Genomic DNA, 12,491 nt, shown 5'->3' with positions numbered 1-12,491 from the left:
ATGGAAAAGAATAAAGATTATGACTCAGTTACCTCAATTTAACCGCAGCTTACTACATCCACGTTACTGGTTTACCTGGATTGGTATCGGTTTGTTATACCTGTTGGTATTACTGCCTTATCCGGTACTGTACTTTATTGGCAGTAACCTGGGCCGCTTGTCGATGCGTTTTCTGAAAAGTCGCGTCATCACAGCCAGACGTAATCTGGAACTCTGTTTCCCAAACATGCCGGTGGCTGATCGCGAAGCATTGCTGGTGCATAATTTCGAATCGGTAGGTATGGGCCTGATGGAAACCGGTATGGCCTGGTTTTGGCCGGAATGGCGTATCCGCAAATGGTTTCGTGTCTCCGGGCTGGAACATATTGATAATGCGCTGGCTTCTGGTCGTGGCGTTCTGCTAATAGGAATGCATTTCCTGACTCTGGAACTGGGGGCGCGTATTTTCGGCGTTTTTAATCCGGGGATCGGTGTTTACCGGCCAAATGATAACAAACTACTGGACTGGTTACAGACTTACGGTCGCATGCGGTCGAATAAAGATATGATTGACCGTAAAGATATCAAAGGGATGATCCGCTCACTAAAAGCGAACCAGATTATCTGGTATGCGCCGGATCATGACTATGGCCCGCGTGCCAGTGTGTTCGCGCCGTTTTTTGGTGTGGATACAGCAGCCACCACCCGGGGAACCTATATGCTGATTCGTACCAGCCACCCAACGGTCATTCCCTTTGTTCCGCGCCGGTTGCCTAACGGCCGTGGCTACGAAATGGTGATACTGCCGGATGCCAGTGATTCTATTCCGCTGACTGATGAAGTTGCTACCGCAACACGGATGAATCAGATTGTCGAAGAGGCGATATTGCTGGCACCCGATCAGTACATGTGGTTGCACCGCCGTTTTAAAACCCGCCCGGAAGGCGAACCTTCACTTTACTGATTTTCTGAACGTATTCTGTGCCCGGCAGAGTACGTTCAGTTTTCCTCTCACCTGCCGGTTGTCCGGCTCGTATTTTGATCTATGCTTTAGTTTTACCCCACCGATAACCTGAGGTCTTACTATGGATCTTTATCTGACCCTGTCTGAAGCTATTGAAGCTGCGCGCGAAGAATATCTGGCAAATACTCCTGATGAGGATTCCGATCCGGTCATCAGCCAGCTTTCACTACAAAAATATGTCATGCAGGACGGTGACATTATGTGGCAGGCTGAATTTTCCAATGAAGAAAATGAAGAACAGAGTGAATGTCTGCCACTACTGTACGATGAGGCTGCCCAGGCTGTCTGGTCCGGAGACTTTGAGCCTCAGGAACTGGAACAGGAATGGCAGGAAGAAAATACGCTGCACGAGTGGGATGAAGGGGAATTCCAGCTGTCGCCTCCGACAGATACTGAAGAAGGCGCTGCAGCCGCAGATGAATGGAGCGACGATGACAGCGAATCGGAACGCTGGTAATCGCACACAGACAATCAATCAGTCGTAAGCGCCGTGTTGTGCGTCTACAGGCAGTAGTAACGTATCAACAATCAGCGATAATGGCAGATCAAGCAATGTCAGATAGCGCCATGATCCGTCCCGCATATCCCACTGGACACCAGGATAATACTGGTGTCCATGCCCCTGTCCCGGCACTGTGCGGCTGATGATACTGCCACAACCGGTCAGTAACATCATGCAGGCAACTATCATTATGACTCTCATTTCCCGACAACCCTTCACTTTTGACAGCCCGTTAGTCTAGCCCGGATTGGGCCGTAGTTCCGATAAGGAATGGTCTGTTTTCTGCCAGTATTATGTTAATTTCACCAGCTCAAAGGCAAAAAAAACCCCCGGATTGTATCAGGGGGTTTTTCTGTCATACCGTTACGGGTGAGGTAGCGCGGCCGGGTTCAGCTCATTTTTCTGATAGCTGCTGAGCCACTGGTGATACTTCTCACCAGACTCCCACAACCGGCTATGCACCCTTGCCAGTACAACCGGATCACTGATGATACCTAAGCGTTGATCACGGTTGAGTTTTTCCGGTGCATCACTGAGTGCCTGATCGACTCTGCGATCCCTGGCATGATCCAGTATCTGGCTTTGCTTATGCCGGGAGGTAGCCATTGCAGTCGCCAGCGCATTGAACGCCGGGTTAAACAAGGCATGCATAAAGCCATTCTCCAGGGCTCTGCCACGGTTAAGTTGCAGATAAGCATCGGTATCAACCAGCTCTTTCGGTGGATCATACTCTTCAGGGATCAGGAACAGTTTGGCACGCTGGGTTTTCAGGCCAATCGTTGCCCGGCTGGAAAACACCGATACAAACGGTGATAAAATCAGCGAGAAGACGATTGGAGCCAGCCACCACAGGAAGTTCAGGTCAAGGTAACCCATTCCCCACGCCCAGATAATCCCCAGAGCCATCTGTGAACCATGACGGGCAAAGGCTTCTTTCCACGGCGTGGCATCATCATCACGTTGCGGTGAATTCCAGACCGCTTCCCAGCCCAGAAAAGCGCTGACAACAAACACGGTATGGAACAACATCCGCACCGGTGCCAGTAATACTGAGAACAGCATTTCCAGCATCAGGGAGATGAACAACCGTACCGGACCACCGTAAGCTTTCGAGCCTTTAAACCAGATAAGAATAATACTTAGCAGTTTTGGCAGGAACAGCAGCACCAACGTGGTTGAGAACAATGCAATGGCCAGTTCAGGCCGCCATTGTGGCCAGACCGGGAATAACTGCCGCGGCTGCAGGAAGTATTGTGGCTCAATCAGCGTGTGCACCACCTGTAAAGCGGTGGACAACGCCAGGAACATAAACCATAACGGCGCAGACAGATACGACATAACTCCCGTCAGGAACACGGCACGGTGAACCGGGTGCATCCCTTTGACCAGGAATAACCGGAAGTTCATCAGGTTACCGTGACACCAGCGGCGATCACGTTTCAGTTCATCCAGCAGATTGGGTGGCAGTTCTTCATAAGAACCTGGCAGATCATAGGCAATCCACACTCCCCAGCCGGCACGACGCATCAGCGCAGCTTCTACGAAGTCGTGAGACAGGATTGAACCGGCAAATGACCCTTCCCCGGGCAATGGTGCCAGCGCACAGTGCTCGATAAACGGCTTCACACGAATAATGGCGTTATGACCCCAGTAATGCGACTCTCCCAACTGCCAGAAGTGCAGACCTGCGGTAAACAACGGGCCGTACACACGGGTGGCAAATTGTTGGCAACGGGCATACAGGGTATCCATGCCTGAGGCTTTCGGTGCTGACTGGATAATACCGGCATTTGGATTCGCTTCCATCATCCGTACCAGCCCTGTCAGACACTCGCCACTCATCACACTGTCGGCATCCAGCACCACCATATAGCTGTACTCGCTGCCCCAGCGACGGCAAAAGTCATCGATGTTACCGCTTTTACGTTTTACGCGGCGACGGCGACGGCGGTAAAAGATTTTACCTGCCCCGCCAACATCACGTACCAGTTCCATCCAGGCTTTCTGCTCTGCTACTGCAATATCTGCATCGTAGCTGTCACTCAGAATGTAGACGTCAAAGTGCTCGCTGTTACCGGTTCGTACGACCGATTCCCAGGTTGCACGCAAACCGGCGAATACCCGTTCTACGTCTTCATTACAGATAGGCATAATCAGAGCGGTACGATTTTCCGGATTGAGTGGCTCGTCACCGGTGGTGGAATAAGAAATACTGTACTTATCCCGGCCAATCATCAGCTGTAAAAAGCCCATCAGAGCGGTCCAGAAGCCGGCAGAAACCCAGCAGAACAGGATTGCAAACAGAATCAGTATCCCGGTTTGCAATACATACGGCAGTAGCTGCAGTACCGTCTGTTCCCAGCTCTGGCTCAGCAGATCTGAAGAGTCAATCATCCCCCAGCCCTGGTATGGCAGAATAGTCTTCATATACCAGGTGGCGATAACTGTCTGAACCATAGTCAGAAACAGCAGGATGTAGCGACGTATCGTCCCGACATTACGCCATTTCTCTTCAGCAATACGCTCATCAATACTGGCCTGATCATGGTGGACATGCTTTTTCGCCCGCCCACGCATCGCACCCCACATCCGGGTTATCGGATTGGTTTCCCAGGGGTCAGGGTACATCCCTGCCCTCTGCACCGGTGGCATAGCTTTCAGGGTTGTCCGGTCCAGATCATCTTTTCCGAACTGATGGCCACTATCCACGGAGTCCGGCCAGGCCATCTGAATCCTGGCAGATACCGATTTCAGCGGTGCATCATCTTCGCGTTCACTGGCGGCATTATCATGACCAAGTTGCTGCTGAAAATCCGCAAAGCTGCTTTGCGCGGAAGATTGCAGATGTGCCTGCTCCGCCGCAGACAGCGGCAGAGCTTCAGCATATTTTTCGGGAGTAAAAGTTGATTTATTCATTGGCTGGTAACTGATAGCTCCAGGTTTCCGTCAACGTTTTATCGCCACTCACTAACGAAGCGCGCATTTCAGTGGTTTTTTTCGGGTCTTTAACTTTAACCCGCAACACCAGACGCCAGCCTTTGGTGACCGGGTTATAACGGACATTTTGTTCTACCACGTCGCCGTTATCACCGATGCTCACCTGAGGTGAAACCTGAGTGTCTTCCGGAAGTTTGCTCATCGCGGTACCGGCAAAATCAATCACAAACGCGATAGAGCCATCCGGCTGGCGAACCAGATTAGATTGTTTAACATCCCCTGCTGAACGCAGCGTATCTTTCACCCAGGCAACATCCGGTGAATGGAGTTCGGCTTCATTGCTGGTAAAGTGCAGACGATAGTTGAAATCAGACTCTTTTCCTGGCTGCGGCATTTGCTCCGGTGACCAGAAAGCTACGATATTATCGTTAGTCTCATCATTCGTCGGAATCTCAACCAGCTCTACATGGCCTTTACCCCAGTCACCCTGAGGTTCAACCCAGCCACTTGGACGCAGATCATAACGATCATCCAGGTCCTGATAATGGCTGAAATCGCGGTTTCTCTGCAACAGGCCAAAGCCTTTCGGATTCTCCAGCGTGTAAATACTGACGGCCAGACGTTTAGGATTGTTCAGTGGCCGCCAGATCCATTCGCCATTACCGTTATGGATAGATAAACCATCGGAATCATGTAATTCGTTACGGTAATTGATGTTTGGTGAAGGCTGATTCGCTCCAAACAGGAACATACTGGTAAGTGGAGCGACACCCAGTTTGCCGACATTATCCCGCAGGAAGATTTTTGACTGTACATCGACAGTTGTATCTTTGCCCGGATGTAACACAAACCGGTATGCCCCGGTAGCACGTGGTGAATCCAGTAACGCGTAGATCACCAACTGTTTATCCTGAGGTTTCGGACGTTCAATCCAGAACTCTTTAAATCGTGGGAACTCTTCACCGGAAGGTAAAGCAGTATCAATGGCCAGGCCACGCGCCGAAAGGCCATAAACCTGACCCGCACCAATCACACGAAAATAGCTGGCGCCCAGGAAGCTGGTTATTTCATCCAGTTTATTTTTATTGTTAAGCGGGTACAGAACTTTAAATCCGGCAAATCCCAGATTTTTCACCGCATCAGCATCGTGCGGAACATTAGCAAAATTAAAATAGTCAGGGCTGTATTTGATTTCCCGCACCGATGAAGCCGTAACTTCATTCAGTTTCACTGGCAGGTCAAAGTACATTCCCTGATGATAGAATTCGAGTTTGAAAGGCGTGCGCAATTTGCCCCAATAGGCTTTGTCCCGGCGGAACTGAATTTTCTGATAATCAGCAAATTTCATATCGCGGAACTGAGAAGGCAGATTACTTTTTGGAGCATCGTAGCTTTTAGCGGCCAGAGATTTCGCTTGTTTAGCAACATCATTAAGATCAAATGCCCAACTGCTATTGGCATACATGGCAAACAGGACCGCAGCACCAACCCAGTGCATTTTCATCAATCCTGATTTTTTATGTTCTTTAATAAGCACATCTCCCCCTTGCGTGCGTGTGCCTGAATCAATCGCGCTCATAGTAATTGATTATTTGAGATTCTGACAGCGGTGGCAACAGATTGTCCTCAATCATCTTGCGGAACGCTTTTTTTTAAGAATGTTTAACGAAACCCGGCCCCCCGGGCACTTGTCTGATACAATTATAGTATGATTTTTCCGGTGCTTACTGCCGGAAAGTTCTAATTTATCTGACGAGTGAGTTTTATGGTTAATGCAAAACCCCAGCGGGAGTATTTTCTGGATTCTATCAGGGCCGCGCTGATGCTACTCGGTGTCCCCTTCCATGTATCACTGATCTACTCCAGCCAGAAGTGGACGGTCAACAGCCCGGTGGATTCTTTGTGGCTGACCTTGTTTAACGAATTTATTCACTCTTTCCGGATGCAGGTGTTTTTTGTTATTTCCGGTTATTTTTCATACATGCTGTACTTGCGTTATCAGCCATTACGCTGGCTCAAAGTCAGAATGGAACGTGTCGGCATCCCTTTTCTGGCGGCCATCCCACTGATTACCCTGCCACAATTCTTTATGCTAAAGAATTTGTCCGACAAATTTCCTGACTGGCCACAACTTACGCTCTATCAACGCTATAACACTCTGGTGTGGGAACTGATTTCACACCTGTGGTTTTTACTGGTATTGCTGCTGCTGACAGCCTCAGGAATGCTGTTATTCTCCATGGTCAAAAACCACCAGCAGCGACTCAGTACACTGAAGATGAGCTGGCCGCGGGTGTTCCTGGCACTGGCGGCCTGTATTGCTGCGTGGGGAATATTGCGTCGGCTGCTGCTGTGGCAGTTGCCTGGTCTGCTCGGAGACGGGCTGTTTAATATTGCTGTTATGCAATCGCTATTCTATCTGCCGTTCTTTCTGCTTGGGGCGATTGCCTGGACCAACCCGGAGGCCAAAGCGCTGTTTGTTCGTCCACACCCGCCCATCTGGATTGGCGCCGTACTGGTGTTTATTGCCTATCACCTGAATCAGCAATACAGTTCTGGCGATGGCTGGCTCTATGAACTGGATGCATTTATCTCTATGGCGATGGGGCTGTGTATGCTGAATATCTGTTTCAGCTTCGGCCACCGGTTTCTTAACAGTTCCTCTGCCACAGTGATGTATCTGGTGAATGCTTCCCTGTTTATCTACCTGGTACACCATCCGCTGACTCTGATGTTTGGTCTGTTTCTGATGCCCTATATCCATAGTGACACACTGGGATTCTTTATCGGGTTGTTCTGCGTGTTTGGTATCTCTTTTATGCTGTATGAAATCCATTTGCGCATTCCGCTGTTACGCTTCCTGTTTTCGGGTAAGCCTGCCAAATCTTAGTCTGAAGGCCTCCTGTCACGGAGGCCTTTTTACTGGCATCTTAACTGGCTGAAAACAGGGTTCATCATATATAATCCATCTATTACCCCTTCAGGTAGTATTCACCCCTGTATCTTTGACCGATGATGAGCCCCCGACCCCATGAATCAGGAAAATAGCCCGGCGTCCGAGTCTGCGACACCTCACCACTCTCCCGGTATAGCCTCAATATTGCGTTCTCCGGCCTTAATGACCCGTGAGTCTCTGGCCGGGGTAATCACTGCTCTGGCACTGATTCCCGAAGTAATTTCATTTTCGGTAGTTTCCGGCGTTGCGCCACAGGTTAGCCTGATAGCCTCAGTGGTGATTTGTCTGACTCTCAGTATTCTTGGTGGTCGCCCTGCCATGGTCAGTGCTGCCGCAGGTTCGGTCGCGCTGGTTATTGGTCCAATGGTCAGGCTGCATGGAATTAACTATATTCTGCCGACGGTGGTGCTGGCGGGCGTTCTGCAGATAATCTTCGGCCTGTCCGGGATGACCCGCATGATGCGTTATATCCCACGTTCGGTAATGACCGGTTTTGTTAATGCCCTGGGAATACTGATTTTCGCGGCCCAGGTGCCCCATGTCTGGGGGCAATCCCCTATTGTCTGGGTGTTTTTTGCCATCACTCTGGTGGTGGTTCTGCTGTTACCCCGGGTGTTCAGCGCGATCCCTGCTCCGTTAGTGGCCATTGTGCTGGTCACGGCCATTACCTGGGGAATGGGTTATTCTGTCCCTAATGTAGGTGATGAAGGCTCTATGAGTGGCGGATTACCTGGCCTGACACAATTACTGGTACCACTGAACATGGCGACGTTGCAGATTATCTGGCCTACCGCCGTCAGTGTGGCACTGGTCGGAATGATAGAGACCTTGCTGACAGCCAAGTTAGTGGATGATCTGACCGATACCCCCTCTTCAAAGCTACGTGAAGCAACAGGCTTAGGTATTGCCAACATTCTTGCCGGATTCTATGGCGGAATTGCCGGTTGCGCCATGATTGGCCAGACCGTGGTGAACGTCGGGCTGGGGAAAGCAAGAAGCCGCGTATCTACCCTGGTTGCAGGTTTGGTCCTTTTACTACTGGTCAGTGTGCTTAGCAAAGTTCTGGCGCATATCCCGATGGTGGTACTGGCCGCCATTATGATGGTTGTGGCAGTGAAAACCCTGAACTGGCACAGCGTGCACCCGCAAACACTGAAACGCTTTCCGCTATCAGAAACAGTAATTATGCTGGCAACAGTCGCCATCACCGTCGCTACCGGTAATCTGGCGCTGGGAGTCGTCAGCGGAGTACTGCTGGCTATTCTGTGGTTTGCCCGCCGGCTGAGCCATGTAATTCATGCTGATCGTCAGTTGTCGGAAGATGGCAGATCAGTCTGTTATCGGGTTCACGGACCGCTGTTTTTTGCCAGCAGCAATGATCTGTACGAGCATTTCAATTATGCCGATGACCCTTCTGAAGTCACTATCGACCTCTCTTCCGCAGTGATCTGGGATGCATCCACAGTTGCCGCACTGGATGCTATTGAACAGCGCTACCAGCGTTATCATACCAGAGTCACGATTACCGGATTAAACGGACGTAGTAAGGAACTTCATCAGCGTCTGAGTGGCAATCTTGACTGAATAATCTCTGCACAACCGACGGCGATCAATGCACCTGTATGATGCACTGATCGCCATCCTCCCCTTTCTGATGCGCTCTGACAGCGCCCGCAACCCCACCCGGAAGATTGGCACGCTTTCTGCTTAGTAGTTGGTATACAAGTTTGAATACCACTTTAGCTATCAGGAGATGCTTATGACCCGCGATAAAAATAACAACTATTCTGCACAACGCCGTCGCTTTCTTCAGCTGTCAGGACTGGCCCTGGGCGGGCTCGCACTTAATCCGCTGACCGGAATCAGTCAGGCCTATGCAGCTGATGATGAAATACTGATTGGCTACTGGCCGATTGTTGGTGGCCTGCCACTGTATGCAGGGATTGAGAAAGGGATTTTTAAACAGGCCGGACTGAATGTCAGAGCCGTAAAATTCGCCAGCCCGCAGCAGGTCGTGGAATCGATGCTGACCGGAAGAATCCACGGTTGTGCCAACGGAACCGCGACAGGGGCGCTGGGATTGGGTGAAATCTCCAGTCCGGGACTGTTCAAAATCATCTGTGCAAATCCGTCCAATAAAAATATGGTTCTGGATGAGTTTCTTATCCCGGCCAACAGTACAGCCAAAAGCATTGCCGATCTGAAAGGCAAAAAAATTGCCAGTGGCCCGGGGATTCAGAATGTCACTATGGCTAAAATTATTCTCGAAAAAAATGGCTTTGAAAACCCACAGGTAATTGAATTGCCTGTAGGGCAACATGCGCCGTCACTGGCCGCAGGCCAGATTGACGGAGTCTATACGCTGGAGCCTACCGGGACTGTGGCACGGGTCAATCATATGGGGAAAATACTGGAAACCGGTGTGATCTCCCGCTACGTACTGGGAGATGAAAATGCCCCGTGGTTCGGTGGTGCTGCCGCGCTCACCAGCCAGTTCATCAGTTCAGATGCATCAAAAGCTCAGGCATTTATCAAAGCCTATGGAGATGCGGCTGATTTTGTCACTAAAAATCCGGTTGAAGCACGTAAATATATTGCCGGTTACACCAGCATCACTCCGGCGCTGGTCAGTGAAGTGCCGTTACCTGGTTTTGTGATGTATCCGCAGCTTACCGGGGATAATCTGCAATGGTTCCAGAAATTCTATGATGTATTCACAGAACGTAAGATTTTCCGTCAGAAAGTCGACGTCAGCAGCCTGATCTACCGCGCATAAGGAGTGGCCATGACTCGTTTTCGTGCCGGAACATTTTTACCGCTGATTGGCCCGGTGGTGTTATTGCTGCTGTGGCAGACGGCCGTCAGTGCCCGCTGGTTAAACCCTGTGCTGTTGCCGGCACCGCTGGAGACACTCTCTTATCTCTATCATGCGTTAATCAGTGGCAGCATGAATACTGATATTGCAGCCACACTGTACCGAACCCTGATGGCATTTGTGATAGCTGCGGCCATTGGTGTTCCTCTCGGTGTGGTACTTGGCAGCAGCGAGAAAGTGTATCGCAGTGTTGAATTTCTGGTGGATTTCTTTCGATCTACCCCCTCTTCAGCACTTATCCCGTTATTTATGCTGATTTTCGGGATTACAGATGCCAACAAAATCGCGATTGCTGCCTTTGCTGCCGTGCTGGTGATCCTGTTTAACAGTGCCTACGGGGTGATGAATGCCCGTAAAACCCGAATCATGGCTGCACGGGTCATGGGGGTTTCCTCCTGGCATGTGTTCAAAGATGTAATGCTGATAGAAAGCCTGCCCCAGACCTTTGTCGGTCTGCGTACCGGGGTGTCAATGGCACTGGTGATAGTGATTGTCGCCGAAATGTTTATCGGCTCAGAAACCGGTCTGGGCCACCGGATTATTGATGCTCAACAGCTATTTAATATTAATGACATGTACGCATCTATCCTGTTCACCGGGGCTTTTGGCTATCTGCTGAACCTTGCGTTCTTACTGATTGAGAAACGCTTTATCCACTGGAGTGGGAAATCATGAGTCTGCCTGATTATGCAAAACCCGATTCACAGGTCTCGGTTCGTGGACTGTGTAAAAGCTTTGCCGGACAGCCGCTGTACCAGAACTTTAATCTGGACCTGCCGCGCGGGAAAATCATTTCAGTCTTCGGACCAAATGGCTGCGGCAAATCGACGCTGATGAATATGATTGCCGGGCTGATGCCAATGGACAGCGGTCAGGTTCTTTTTGACGGCAAGACCCTGGCGGAAACCCGTATTGGTTACGTTTTTCAGAATTACCGCGATGCATTATTCCCGTGGATGACCAGCTGGAAAAACATCGCCTATCCGTTAATTCGTCATGGATACAGCAAAGCTCAGGTAAAAGCCCGTGTTGATGAACTGGCGGCATTGTTTGATATTCGCTTCGATTTACAACGCTATCCGTATGAATTGTCCGGCGGTCAGCAGCAAACGGTTTGTATCATGCGCGCGCTGGCTATCTCTCCGGAAGTACTGTTCCTCGATGAACCCTTCTCTGCGCTGGACTTTGAGATGACGCTGTTCATCCGGGATAAGTTACAACAGGTACAGATGGCTACCGGTATCACCATGTTTATTGTTTCTCATGATCTTGAAGATGCCGTTTTTCTCGCCGATGAAATTTTATTGCTGACGCGACGCCCCACCCGAATTGCGGAAATTGTGCCTTTCTCCTTAGCACGACCACGCACGGCTGAAGCTATGAGTGACCCGGAGTTTATTCGGGTAAAAGCTCACACTTTGCAGGTATTTAAACGGGAAATGGCAGCTTTGTAGCTCTTTTTGTGATTAACCCTGTGCGCTGCAATACCGGGCAATCAGGGTTCACCAGATAACAACCCTCCTCAGATTAAGGACAAAAAATGCTTTTTCTTGTCCTGAAAACTAATTATTTTTAACAAATCCTTTTCTTTTGATTATAGAATGTGACTTCCATCACAAATAGAATGACAGATGTGGGTTTCCAATGAAGCAAATATTTGAGCAAAGTCATACCGATCTACCGGAAAATGGAACCGGTTCCAGTCGCAGAGGATTTATTAAGTCCGCTCTGGTATTAACTGCCAGTGGTCTGGTCGCGTCTCTGCCATTGCGTAGTTTCGCCAGCAGTGTGGTTCATGGTGGCGATACCACTCAGGACTTTATCAGTGTTTCGCAGGCAATCACCGAACACAAACATATCAACCCACAGTTAGCCGCTCATTTCCTGAGTGCGTTTATCAAAAGGGATAATCAGTTCAGCAGCAAAATTACCCGACTTGCGCAGCTCTACCAGACGGGTGATACAGCTATTGTATTTAAAAACAAAGCGGTAGCCGCCGGGCTTGGCGATTTTCTGCAGCAGATCCTGACCGCCTGGTATACCGGAACGATTGGTGATGACTACAAAGGCACTCTGGTCGCTTACAAAGAAGCGCTGATGTACGACACCGTGAGCGATGGCTTAGTGGTCCCGACCTATTGCGGCAATGGCCCGCTTTGGTGGACAGTGCCGGTCCCCGACCCACTCGATCCTGAACTGATCAACAACCTGTAAATAA

At 50.0% G+C, this 12,491-nt stretch carries 11 protein-coding genes; 8 read left to right on the top strand and 3 right to left on the bottom strand.

From position 1 onward, the window contains the following. Window positions 1–19: 19 nt before the first annotated feature. Window positions 20–943 (top strand): Kdo(2)-lipid IV(A) acyltransferase, encoded by a 924-nt coding sequence (locus A7K98_RS07455; RefSeq protein ID WP_087487975.1) that lies wholly within the window; start codon window positions 20–22, stop codon window positions 941–943. Window positions 944–1,064: 121 nt separating this feature from the next. Next, entirely contained in the window at window positions 1,065–1,460 is a 396-nt protein-coding gene (locus tag A7K98_RS07450; RefSeq protein WP_087487974.1) for a MysB family protein, read from the top strand. A gap of 18 nt (window positions 1,461–1,478) precedes the next feature. On the opposite strand, the gene A7K98_RS07445 is transcribed toward A7K98_RS07450, so the two are convergent. From A7K98_RS07445 to A7K98_RS07435, 3 genes are all read right to left on the bottom strand, one after another. Then, window positions 1,479–1,706, bottom strand: coding sequence for a YceK/YidQ family lipoprotein (locus A7K98_RS07445; RefSeq protein WP_087487973.1), 228 nt, complete (start codon window positions 1,704–1,706; stop codon window positions 1,479–1,481). Window positions 1,707–1,868: 162 nt separating this feature from the next. Beyond that, window positions 1,869–4,421 carry a glucans biosynthesis glucosyltransferase MdoH gene (gene mdoH, locus A7K98_RS07440; RefSeq protein ID WP_087487972.1) on the bottom strand — a complete coding sequence of 851 codons (2,553 nt, stop codon included), beginning with the start codon at window positions 4,419–4,421 and terminating at the stop codon, window positions 1,869–1,871. Beyond that, window positions 4,414–5,949: a glucan biosynthesis protein G gene (locus A7K98_RS07435; RefSeq protein ID WP_198361167.1), complete on the bottom strand. Its 1,536-nt coding sequence runs from the start codon at window positions 5,947–5,949 to the stop codon at window positions 4,414–4,416. The genes mdoH and A7K98_RS07435 overlap by 8 nt, the downstream gene beginning before the upstream one ends. A gap of 258 nt (window positions 5,950–6,207) precedes the next feature. Between A7K98_RS07435 and mdoC the strand changes: the two genes are divergently transcribed. The 6 genes from mdoC to A7K98_RS07405 all read left to right on the top strand — a co-directional run bounded on the left by mdoC (window position 6,208) and on the right by A7K98_RS07405 (window position 12,487). Further along, window positions 6,208–7,332 carry a glucans biosynthesis protein MdoC gene (mdoC, locus tag A7K98_RS07430; RefSeq protein WP_087487971.1) on the top strand — a complete coding sequence of 375 codons (1,125 nt, stop codon included), beginning with the start codon at window positions 6,208–6,210 and terminating at the stop codon, window positions 7,330–7,332. A 228-nt stretch (window positions 7,333–7,560) separates the two neighbouring features. After that, window positions 7,561–8,982, top strand: coding sequence for a SulP family inorganic anion transporter (locus A7K98_RS07425; protein WP_232461632.1), 1,422 nt, complete (start codon window positions 7,561–7,563; stop codon window positions 8,980–8,982). Window positions 8,983–9,157: 175 nt separating this feature from the next. Then, window positions 9,158–10,174, top strand: a complete 1,017-nt coding sequence (locus A7K98_RS07420; RefSeq protein WP_087487969.1) for an ABC transporter substrate-binding protein — start codon at window positions 9,158–9,160, stop codon at window positions 10,172–10,174. A 9-nt stretch (window positions 10,175–10,183) separates the two neighbouring features. Beyond that, a complete protein-coding gene (locus A7K98_RS07415; protein ID WP_087487968.1) occupies window positions 10,184–10,948 on the top strand; it encodes an ABC transporter permease in 765 nt (254 codons plus the stop codon). Further along, entirely contained in the window at window positions 10,945–11,727 is a 783-nt protein-coding gene (locus A7K98_RS07410) for an ABC transporter ATP-binding protein (protein ID WP_087487967.1), read from the top strand. The genes A7K98_RS07415 and A7K98_RS07410 overlap by 4 nt, the downstream gene beginning before the upstream one ends. Before the next feature lie 190 nt (window positions 11,728–11,917). Beyond that, window positions 11,918–12,487 carry a sugar dehydrogenase complex small subunit gene (locus A7K98_RS07405; protein ID WP_087487966.1) on the top strand — a complete coding sequence of 190 codons (570 nt, stop codon included), beginning with the start codon at window positions 11,918–11,920 and terminating at the stop codon, window positions 12,485–12,487. Window positions 12,488–12,491: the final 4 nt, after the last annotated feature.

The sequence above is a fragment of the Tatumella citrea genome (assembly GCF_002163585.1).
Classification (GTDB): domain Bacteria; phylum Pseudomonadota; class Gammaproteobacteria; order Enterobacterales; family Enterobacteriaceae; genus Tatumella; species Tatumella citrea.
This window is presented reverse-complemented; position numbering and strand designations above follow the sequence as displayed.

Excerpts from the sequence above, each read along its gene's own strand:
- A7K98_RS07455 (WP_087487975.1), top strand. The coding sequence starts at position 20 with ATGACTCAGTTACCTCAATTTAACCGCAGCTTACTACATCCACGTTAC.
- A7K98_RS07450 (WP_087487974.1), top strand. The coding sequence starts at position 1,065 with ATGGATCTTTATCTGACCCTGTCTGAAGCTATTGAAGCTGCGCGCGAA.
- A7K98_RS07445 (WP_087487973.1), bottom strand. The coding sequence starts at position 1,706 with ATGAGAGTCATAATGATAGTTGCCTGCATGATGTTACTGACCGGTTGT.
- mdoH (WP_087487972.1), bottom strand. The coding sequence starts at position 4,421 with ATGAATAAATCAACTTTTACTCCCGAAAAATATGCTGAAGCTCTGCCG.
- mdoC (WP_087487971.1), top strand. The coding sequence starts at position 6,208 with ATGGTTAATGCAAAACCCCAGCGGGAGTATTTTCTGGATTCTATCAGG.
- A7K98_RS07425 (WP_232461632.1), top strand. The coding sequence starts at position 7,561 with ATGACCCGTGAGTCTCTGGCCGGGGTAATCACTGCTCTGGCACTGATT.
- A7K98_RS07420 (WP_087487969.1), top strand. The coding sequence starts at position 9,158 with ATGACCCGCGATAAAAATAACAACTATTCTGCACAACGCCGTCGCTTT.
- A7K98_RS07415 (WP_087487968.1), top strand. The coding sequence starts at position 10,184 with ATGACTCGTTTTCGTGCCGGAACATTTTTACCGCTGATTGGCCCGGTG.
- A7K98_RS07410 (WP_087487967.1), top strand. The coding sequence starts at position 10,945 with ATGAGTCTGCCTGATTATGCAAAACCCGATTCACAGGTCTCGGTTCGT.
- A7K98_RS07405 (WP_087487966.1), top strand. The coding sequence starts at position 11,918 with ATGAAGCAAATATTTGAGCAAAGTCATACCGATCTACCGGAAAATGGA.